This window comes from Phaeospirillum tilakii (assembly GCF_042683125.1).
In the GTDB taxonomy this organism is placed as follows: Bacteria; Pseudomonadota; Alphaproteobacteria; order Rhodospirillales; family Magnetospirillaceae; genus Phaeospirillum; species Phaeospirillum tilakii.
The window spans coordinates 1-9,162 of record NZ_JBHUIY010000064.1; the positions used below are offsets into that span (position 1 = coordinate 1).

Consider the following 9,162-nt stretch of genomic DNA (forward strand, 5'->3'; position numbering starts at 1 on the left):
GCAACGACATGGTCGAGTATTTCGGCGAACAGCTCGACGGCTATGCCTTCAGCCGGTTCGGCTGGGTGCAATCCTACGGCTCGCGCTGCGTCAAGCCGCCGATCCTGTTCGGCGACATCAGTCGGCCCCGGGCGATGACGGTGGACTGGATCCGCCATGCCGCCTCGCTGACCGACCGGCCGATGAAGGGAATGCTGACCGGCCCGGTGACGATCCTCAACTGGTCGTTCGTGCGCGATGACCAGCCCCGGGCGGACACCTGCCGCCAATTGGCGCTGGCGATGCGCGAGGAAGTGCTGGATCTCGAACGGGCCGGGATCCGGGTGATCCAGATCGACGAGGCGGCGTTGCGCGAAGGTCTGCCCCTGCGTCGCGCCGAGTGGCAACATTATCTGGATTGGGCGGTGGAATGCTTCCGCATCACCGCCAATGGGGTCGAGGACGACACCCAGATCCATACCCACATGTGCTACTCGGAATTCAACGACATCATTGCCGCGATCGCCGCGATGGATGCCGACGTCATCACCATCGAGACCTCGCGCTCGGACATGGAATTGCTCGATGCCTTCGACGATTTCAACTATCCGAACCAGATCGGGCCGGGGGTCTATGACATCCATTCCCCCAATATCCCGAGCGAGGCGCATATCGTCGCCCTGATGAAGAAGGCGGCGGAGCGGATCCCGGCCGAGCGGTTGTGGGTCAACCCGGATTGCGGCCTCAAGACCCGGCAATGGAGCGAGGTGATGCCGGCCTTGACCAACATGGTCAGCGCCGCCCGCACCCTGCGCGCCACCGTCGCCTGAGGGCGCGGCCGTTCTCAGCCCGGCATCCGTCCGGCCGCGATCCCCCCGCTATGCCTCGGTTCGGCGCGCGGGGGGCATGGCGGGGCGGCTACTTCCACCATTTGACGAATCCGTCGGGAGTCAGGTCATACCGCGCCGGGGCGGCGGTCTCTGGTTTGGCCGCCTTGCGCCGGCGGCCGGCCGGACCGGCGGCCCGGGCCGGTTCGGCGGCATCCGGGGATGGGGCGGCGCTGGACGGCGGTTCCGCCGGCGCGGCCAGATCAAGGCCGAACAAGGCCGCCAGATCCTCGCCTTCCAGCAATTTTCCGGCGGCAGGAACGGCGGTGACGATCGGCATCGCCCGGCTGGCGGCGGTGATCAACTCGGTCTCGTCAACGCCGCGCAGGCGGAACAGCAGCTCCGGTTGCTGGTCGAGGCGGGCGCCGACCCCGTACAGCACCGCCGCCACATGTTTGCACATCACCGCCCCGTCCGGGCAGGAACAGGACAGGCTGATTTCCGTCTGCCGGGGGAACAGCCCGTGCTGCGGGCTGCACAGGCGCGCCATCACGCCGAGGGACAGGCGGCCCTGCAGCAATTCGACCCGCGACCCGATGCTGCCGCCGCATTCGCGACAGATGATCTGCCAACGGCTCGCGGGCAGTGGCTTGACCGTGATCCTGACCTGATAGAGCGACGATCCGCTGACGGTCGCGGTGATCGTCCCGGCCAGGATCCGCAGGTCGATCACCGAGCCGTTGCGGACATAGGTCCGTCCCCGTGGCAGGCGGTTGTCGTAATCGCGATAGCCTTCCAGGGTATCGCACCACGCCTTGCCCCAGAAGGTCCGGGCGATGGTGCGGCCCTCGATCACCACCGGCGCCGCCGGGTCGCCCTGCCGGCGCAACCGGTCGATTTCCCGCTCGGCCCGGGCGCGACGCTGGGCGACGGGGACGTAGGGAGCCCAGCGGCCATCACTCATCGCGGCTCAGTCCTTCATCACGGCGTTGAGGTCGAGGGCGACCAGACGCAGCAGCTCCGCGTCGGGCAGTTCGGTCAGCCTGATTTCATCGCTGCCGGTCAGCAACGCCTGGGACAGGCTCTTTTTCGCCTCGATCTGGGCGTCGATCCTTTCCTCGACCGTGCCCCGGCAGACGAACTTGTGCACCAGCACGTTGCGCTGCTGGCCGATGCGAAAGGCCCGGTCGGTGGCCTGGTTTTCCACCGCCGGGTTCCACCAGCGGTCGAAATGAACCACATGCGCGGCGGCGGTCAGGGTCAGGCCGGTGCCGCCGGCCTTCAGCGACAGGACGAAGAACGGCACGGTTTCGTCCTGCTGGAACCGCTCGACCAGGGCGTGGCGCTCCCTGACTCGGGTGGCGCCGTGCAGCACCAGGCCGGGGCGGCCGAACACCCCGCCGAGAAACGCCGCCAGCGGCGCGGTGGCTTCGCGGAACTGGGTGAACAGCAGCATCTTTTCCTGGCGCGCCGCCACGGTTTCGGCGATCTCGCGCAGGCGGAGCAGCTTGCCGCTCTGCTCTTCGGCCCAGTCGCCGTCGCCCAGCCCGTGGGACGGGTGATTGCAGATCTGCTTGAGCCGGGTCAGCGTCGCCAGCACCAGCCCCTGGCGCTGGATCCCCTCGCTTCCCTTCAGGGCCCGTTCCAGTTCGGTCACGGTCTGGGCATAGAGTGCGGCCTGCTTGCGGCTGAGCGCGCAGAACGCGGTCAGTTCGGTCTTGTCGGGCAGATCGGCGATCACCGTCGGATCGGTTTTCATCCGCCGCAGGATGTAGGGCCGCACCAGGGCGCGCAGCGGGCCGTAGGGATTGTGCGGCCGCGCGGCCAGAGTCCGGGTGTAGCCGGTGAAGGCGCGGGCGCTGCCGAGCAGGCCGGGATTGATCGCGTCGAAAATCGACCACAGGTCGCCGAGACTGTTCTCCACCGGGGTGCCGGTCAGGGCGATGCGGGCCCTGGCCTGGAGCTGTTTGACCGCCCTGGTCTGCCGGGCCCCGGGGTTCTTGATCGCCTGGGCCTCGTCCAGCACCAGCAGATGCCAGGGCCGTTCGGCCAGCCAGGGCAGGCGCAGCAGGCTGCCATAGCTGGTCAGCACCAGATCGGCGCCGGCCAACTGTTCGGCGCCGAAGCTTTTCCACGCCGCCGGGGGCTGGGCCGAGGGATGGGCGATGACGATCTTGAGATCCGGGGCGAACCGGTCGATTTCGGCCGCCCAGTTGGCCAGCAGCGAGGCCGGGGCGACCAGCAGGCAGGGTGGGCATTCGGCTGCCTCCTGGCGTTGCAGCAGCAGCAGCAGGGCGAGCACCTGGATCGTCTTGCCCAGGCCCATGTCGTCGGCCAGACAGGCCCCCAGCCCGAGCCCGGTCAGCAGCCGCAGCCACGCCACCCCCGCCCGCTGGTAGGGGCGCAGGGTCGCCTTCAGCGCCGGGCCGGGATCGGCGCCGTTGCCGTCCGGGGCGCGCAGCGCGGCCAGGGTGCGGGCCAGCCAGGGGCCGGCGCTGACCTCGGACCACTTGGCCTCGCCCGCCTCGGCCCCGTCCGCATCGGCGCCGCTGATCCCGGCGAGCAGGCGCATCGCCTCGGCAAAGGTCAGGCCCTGGCGGCGCGCCAGCGCCTCGACCGCGCCGAAATGCTTCAGGGTGCGGTCGAGCCGGGCGCGATCGACCTCGACCCATTGGCCGCGCAACAGCACCAGACCGTCGCTGCCGGCCAGCAGCGCCGCGCGCTCCGCCTCGGTCAGGGGGGCGCCGTCGAGGGCGATCTCCATCTGGAAGTCGAGCAGACCGTCGAGGCCGGTGGTCGAGGGCGGCTGGGCGCCGACGGTGGCCTTGACCCGGGGCCGGGACGGCCGTCCCGCCCGCCAGGAGGGCGGCATCCGCAGGATGATCCCGGCGCTTTCCAGCACGGGCGCACTGGTCAGCAGGCGTCCGGCCTCGGCCGGGGTCCAGCGCAGCGGATGAAAGATCTCGCCGCTATCCACCATCGCCTTGAGCCAGTCGCAGCCCTCGGCCGCCCGCTGCACCGGCAGCAGCAGCGACAGCAGGGCGTCGCGATCGGCGGCGCCGGCATAGTCACGCCAGGCCTGGCCCAGCGGGACATGCTGGGCCTTGGCCCCAGCGGTGCCGAGCCGGAGGGTGTAGGTCGCCAGGAAGGCGAACGGTGCCGCCGGGTCGCGCCGGTTTTCGGCCAGATTGAAATGGACCCGCCCGACCAGGGTCCAGGCCGGATTCATCTGGTGGAGGAAGCCTTGCAGGTCGAGGCCGGAGCGGGCCTGGGCCGCGGTGAAGGCCTGATGCAGCTCCCGCCACAGGCGCCGCAGGGCCGCCGGGGTCAAATAGTCGGCGCCCGGCATCACCGGTCCGGCCAGCGCCAGGGCGGTCAGCTCGGCTTCGTCCGGCGGGGCCGGTTCCGGCACGGGGGCGGGCGTGGCCGCGTCGTCCGGCCCGCTGGCGGGGGGCTGATGGCACAGGGCGACGACGTGGCGGGCGGCGAAGTCCCGCCACCACGCGAACACCGGCGGCAGCGCCTGTCCGACCTCGCCCGCGCCCAACTGGAGCAGGCCGGCACCGCTGCCGGCGGCGAAGGCCTCGACCAGGCGGCGGGCCGTCGCGGGCTCCAGCGGCGGGGCCTCGGGGGCGTGTTCAAGCCGGAGGTGACCGCTGGGCAGCAGGCGGAGATGAAACGGCGGGGCAACCGGGGCGGGGATGGTCACTGGCGGCGATCCGGTCCGGGACAGAGGCCCTCATCCTGCAAGATAATCAGGGCGAGACCAATCAAGCCTTTCCCGGCGCCGCCGCGCCGGCTGGCGGGGCGGAACGCGGCCCCGTCAGCGGGAGGCGACGGCAGGACCGGGCGACGGTCCTGCCTTGCTCACTTGTCGGCCTTGGGCACCGGCACGTCCTCGGCCCGGCCGTAGCGGGCGTTGAGGCGGGCGGTGCAGTTTTCCTGGGCCGAGCCGGTCAGCGGGCCGCAACTGGCCTGCCAATCGTCGGCATAGGTGCCGGTGACCGCCGGTTCGCCTCCGTTCCCGGCGGCGGGGGGCGGCGCCGGCGGGCGGTGCTGCTGCCACGCCAGCGCGGCGGCGACGGCGGCAATCGCCGCCAGGGCCAGGGCGACACGTAGGGCGATCCGTTTCATGGCACCTCCCGGACAAGGACGGCCGGGGCGATCACACCCGGCCGATGCTGCGGTAATCGAAGCCCTGGTCGCGCATCTCGGCCGGCTCGTAGACGTTGCGCAGGTCGATCACCCGCGGCGCCGCCAGCAGGGACTTGATCCGCGACGGATCAAGGGCGCGGAAGGCGTTCCATTCGGTGACGATCACCAGCGCCTCGGCCCCCGGCATGGTGGCGTAGGAATCGTCGCAATAGACCACCCCGTCCGGCAGCAGCTTCTTCGCCTCGTCCATCCCCTCGGGGTCGAAGGCGCGGACGGTGGCCCCGGCGGCGACCAGGCCCGCCACCAGATCGATCGCCGGCGAATCCCGCATGTCGTCGGTGTTGGGCTTGAAGGTCAGGCCGAGCACGGCGATGATCTTGCCGGCGACGCTGCCGCCGCAGGCGGTGACCACCCGCTCGGCCATCTTCTTCTTGCGCTCGTCATTGACCGCCACCACCGTCTCGACGATCCGCAGCGGCGCGCCGGAATCACGCGCGGTGCGGACCAGGGCCAGGGTGTCCTTGGGGAAGCAGGACCCGCCATAGCCCGGGCCGGGATGGAGGAACTTCTTGCCGATGCGGCCGTCGAGGCCGATGCCGCGCGCGACGTCATGGACGTCGGCCCCCACCGCCTCGCACAGGTCGGCGATCTCGTTGATGAAGGTGATCTTGGTGGCGAGGAAGGTGTTGCCGGCGTACTTGATCAGTTCCGAGGTCCGGCGCGAGGTGAACACGATCGGGGTCTCGATCAGGTACAGCACCCGGTAGAGCTGCTTCATCACCTTGCGGGCGCGTTCGGATTCGGTGCCGATCACCACCCGGTCGGGGCGGAGGAAATCGTTGATCGCCGAGCCTTCGCGCAGGAATTCCGGGTTCGACACCACGTCGAACTCGGCGTCGGGGCGGCGGGCGCGGATCACCTTCTCGACCTCGTCGCCGGTGCCGACCGGGACGGTCGATTTGGTGACGATCACGGTGTAGCCGTCGAGCGCGTCGGCGATCTCCTCGGCGGCGGCGAACACGAACGACAGGTCGGCGTGGCCGTCGCCGCGCCGCGACGGCGTGCCGACGGCGATGAACACCGCGTCGGCGCCCTTCACCGCCGCCTTGAGGTCGGTGGTGAAGGACAGCCGGCCGGCCTCGACGTTCGACGCCACCAACTCGTCGAGCCCGGGCTCAAAGATCGGCATCACGTTGTCGTGCAGCAGCTCGATCTTGCGGGCATCCTTGTCGACGCAGACCACGTCGATGCCGAATTCGGAGAAACAGGTACCCGACACCAGGCCGACATAACCGGTGCCGATCATCGCGATGCGCATGGGGGGATCCTCGGGTGGCTCAGAGCTGGAACGGGCGAAGGGCGTTGCGCACCGCGTCGGCCATGTCGGTCCGGTCGAGGGCGAAGGCGACGTTGGCCTCGAGCCAGCCGACCTTGTCGCCGCAATCGTAGCGGTTGCCCTCGAAGCGCAGACCGTGGAACGGCACGGTGCCGATGGTCTGGCTGATCGCGTCGGTCAGCTGGATCTCGCCGCCGGCGCCCTTCTCCTTGCGGTCGAGCACCTCGAACACGCAGGGATGCAGGATGTAGCGGCCGATGATCGACAGGGTCGAGGGGGCCTCGGCCGGCTCGGGCTTTTCGACCAGCCCGCGCGCCTTGGCGATGCGGCCATTGTCGGTCTCGACGTCGAGGATGCCGTAACGCTTGGTGTGCTCGCGCGGCACGTCGGACACCGCGACGACATGGCCGCCGACCTCGGTGTGGACCGCGACCATCTGGCGCAGGCACGAGGTCTTGGCCAGGATCAGATCGTCGGGCAGCAGCACGGCGAAGGGTTCGTCCTCGACCAGATCGCGGGCGCACCACACCGCGTGGCCGAGGCCGAGCGGCTCGCTCTGACGGGTGTAGGAGATCTGGCCCGACTTGGGCATCCACGAGGTCACCGCCTCGACCAGATCGAACTTGCCGCGCTCCTTGAGGGTGCGTTCCAGTTCGGGGGCATGGTCGAAATGGTCCTCGAGGGCGTTCTTGCCCCGGCCGGTGACGAAGATGAAATGCTCGCAGCCGGCGGCGGCGGCTTCCTCGACCGCGTACTGGATCAGCGGCTTGTCGACCACCGGCAGCATTTCCTTCGGCATCGCCTTGGTGGCGGGCAGGAAGCGGGTGCCCATGCCGCCCACGGGAAACACGGCCTTGCGCACGTGACGAGCCATCGAAAACCACTCCTTCGCGCCGGGAGGGTGCCCACCGGCCGGCGGGCGCGAGTCGCCGGCCCGGCCCGGGTGTTGTGCCACGCCGGCGGGTCCGACGCAATCGCGGGCTGCGTCGCCGCCCGGTTCCTTCCCGTCCCTTGCCCCTTTCGGGACCGCATGCCAGTCCGTCTGGGCCGGACGCGGGGCGGCCGCGCGTTTTTTGCGGTGCCCCGTGGCCTTCCCCCGCGTCCGTCCCCAGGTTATAAGAAAGAATTGGGTTGTTGTATCCGGTCCGTCATGTTCACGTTGCGCCCCCTGTTGTGTCTGATGCTGCTCGCCGTGGCCTCGCCCGCTTTGGCGCTGGAGAGCGGCAACCGTCTGGTCCCCGGGGGCGGTTCGGCCGGCGGCGCGACCACCGAGAGCTTCGAGGCCGGGCTGGGCCGAACCTTCCTGCCGTTGCAGAGCCGCGGCGGCGCCGCGATCGGCATCGTCGCCGAGCCGGGCCACGGCCTGACCGCCCTGCCGTTTTCCTCCGGGCATGGCCCGCTGGCGGTGGGCGGCTATGTCTCCTATGGCCTCGGCGGCGACGCCCTGCTGTCGAGTTCGTTCCGCAGCGACGGCAGCCGCACCCATGCCGATCTGACCGCCGCCTATCACACCGGATGGTTCGGGGCGGACTCGACCGCCGCGCTCAGCCTCGGCGCCCGCTGGGACCGGCCGCTGGCCGGCTTCAGCCTCAATCCCGCCCAGCCGACCGCGCTGGCCCTGTCTCCGCTCGATTCCTTCGGCGGCAGCCGCTCCGACGTCAGCGTCGGGCTGACCCTGACCCACCAGATCACCCCCTCGCTCAGCCTCGGCGGCGTCGCCCAGGCCTCGCAGCCCACCGGGGGCGGCGATACCGGTTCCGGTCTGCTGTTCGGCGCCGGAATGGGGCTGCGCTTCTGACCCGTGCGGATCGGGCCGGTGCGCGGGCTCTGCCCGCGACCCGCCGGGGCGAGGCCCCGGACCCCCTTGGTTTTCATCGATAAAAAAGGGGGAGGTTTGGAGGCGCCAGCCTCCAAGCGGGTCGGCGGGCGGCAGCCCGCCTCAGGCGGTGAGGAAGGTGCCGTTGGGGGGCGGTGGCGGCGGGAATTCGACGAAACCACGGCCGGCCTGGAAGCTGATCCCGCCCTTGGCTCCGGTCAGTTCGGCGCATTGGGCGAAGATTTCGGCGATGTCCTGCCGCATCGCCGCCGCCAGTGGCGGGCCGGTGCGGATGATCAGGTCGAACCGTTTCGCCGCGCTGACCACCAGACCGTCGAACTGCATCCGGCCGAACCGGCTCGAATCGATCTCGATCAGGAAGCGGCGTTCGCCGCCGCCGCCCTGGCGTTGCCCCTCTTCTCCCTCCTCGCCGTCGCCGGGACGGTGGACGAACAGCCGGACCGGCTCGATCTGGCCGCCGAGCAGCAGCGGCACGGTCAGCGCCTGCCAGCGTCCGTCGGCGCCCCGGGGTTCGCGCGCCTCGTCGGCCAGTTCGCCCAGATCCTGATCGATCCGGCTGGCGAGATCGCGCCGGCCGGCCCGATCGAGCGCCTCGGTCAGGGCGGAGCCGCCGGGGGTCGGCGCGCCGCCCTTGCGCAGGGCGAGGACGAACTGGGCCAGCGCGACCGCGAAGCCGGGGCCGGGCTGGGGCAGCGCCTGCCGCACCAGGGCGGCGGTGGCGGCGTCGTTCTGGCTCAGCAGCGACAGCGCCTCGCTCAGCGCCGGCCAGCCCTGGCGGCCGAGCCCGCCCGCCACCGGCGGGTCGGGCGGCAGCGGCGGCGGCGCGGGCGGTCCGACCACTTCGAGCCAGACGGTCTGGCCGCGCGGCAGGGCCAGACCGGCCGGCAGCGCCAGGGTGCCGGCAGCGGTCTGCACCAGCGGTCCGGTGCCGACGCTGCCCGGGCTCAGCACCGGGCCGCTCAGCAGCGGGGGCGGGGCGGCGGCGGCGGGCGCCGCCGTCGCCCCCGGCAGGGCCGGCGGCGGGTGGC

At 71.0% G+C, this 9,162-nt stretch carries 6 protein-coding genes and 2 pseudogenes; 2 read left to right on the forward strand and 6 right to left on the reverse strand.

The genetic code is table 11. The features are described from left to right. A pseudogene (locus ACFSNB_RS17935) lies at positions 1–809 on the forward strand (5-methyltetrahydropteroyltriglutamate--homocysteine S-methyltransferase); the annotation flags it as partial. An 88-nt stretch (positions 810–897) separates the two neighbouring features. Here the strand turns inward: ACFSNB_RS17935 and ACFSNB_RS17940 are convergent. The 5 genes from ACFSNB_RS17940 to galU form a co-directional block, all read right to left on the reverse strand. Then, positions 898–1,770, reverse strand: a complete 873-nt coding sequence (locus tag ACFSNB_RS17940) for an SWIM zinc finger family protein (RefSeq protein WP_377319084.1) — start codon at positions 1,768–1,770, stop codon at positions 898–900. A 6-nt stretch (positions 1,771–1,776) separates the two neighbouring features. After that, complete coding sequence (locus tag ACFSNB_RS17945) at positions 1,777–4,515, reverse strand: DEAD/DEAH box helicase (RefSeq protein ID WP_377319086.1); 2,739 nt, start codon at positions 4,513–4,515, stop codon at positions 1,777–1,779. A 158-nt stretch (positions 4,516–4,673) separates the two neighbouring features. Continuing rightward, positions 4,674–4,940 (reverse strand): hypothetical protein, encoded by a 267-nt coding sequence (locus ACFSNB_RS17950; RefSeq protein ID WP_377319088.1) that lies wholly within the window; start codon positions 4,938–4,940, stop codon positions 4,674–4,676. Between the two features lie 31 nt (positions 4,941–4,971). Continuing rightward, complete coding sequence (locus tag ACFSNB_RS17955) at positions 4,972–6,279, reverse strand: UDP-glucose dehydrogenase family protein (protein WP_377319090.1); 1,308 nt, start codon at positions 6,277–6,279, stop codon at positions 4,972–4,974. A gap of 19 nt (positions 6,280–6,298) precedes the next feature. Then, positions 6,299–7,171 carry a UTP--glucose-1-phosphate uridylyltransferase GalU gene (gene galU / locus ACFSNB_RS17960; RefSeq protein ID WP_377319092.1) on the reverse strand — a complete coding sequence of 291 codons (873 nt, stop codon included), beginning with the start codon at positions 7,169–7,171 and terminating at the stop codon, positions 6,299–6,301. Between the two features lie 306 nt (positions 7,172–7,477). Between galU and ACFSNB_RS17965 the strand changes: the two genes are divergently transcribed. After that, positions 7,478–8,095: a hypothetical protein gene (locus ACFSNB_RS17965; protein WP_377319094.1), complete on the forward strand. Its 618-nt coding sequence runs from the start codon at positions 7,478–7,480 to the stop codon at positions 8,093–8,095. A 141-nt stretch (positions 8,096–8,236) separates the two neighbouring features. Here ACFSNB_RS17965 and ACFSNB_RS17970 read toward each other — a convergent pair. Continuing rightward, a pseudogene (locus ACFSNB_RS17970) lies at positions 8,237–9,162 on the reverse strand (DNA polymerase III); the annotation flags it as partial.